The organism is Paenibacillus sp. VT-400 (genome assembly GCF_001029205.1).
Taxonomy (GTDB): Bacteria; Bacillota; Bacilli; order Paenibacillales; family Paenibacillaceae; genus Paenibacillus; species Paenibacillus amylolyticus.
Map to the genome: position 1 here is coordinate 1 of NZ_LELF01000115.1, position 214 is coordinate 214.

The window sequence follows — 214 nt, forward strand, 5'->3', positions numbered from 1 at the left end:
GTTTCGATATCTAGTTTTCAAAGAACAAGCTCCATGCAAAAGCAAGCTGTTTGAGAGTTTGAGCTCTCAAAACCGAACAACGAGTGAGTGTTTTGCAGCTAAGCTGCGTATTTGAATGTTTCCGTTGCAGGAAACGATTCTCCATAGAAAGGAGGTGATCCAGCCGCACCTTCCGATACGGCTACCTTGTTACGACTTCACCCCAATCATCTAT

At 44.4% G+C, this 214-nt stretch carries 1 rRNA gene; it reads right to left on the reverse strand.

The features are described from left to right. Positions 1 to 147: 147 nt before the first annotated feature. Positions 148 to 214: ribosomal RNA gene (locus tag EL84_RS30615) — 16S ribosomal RNA — on the reverse strand; the annotation flags it as partial.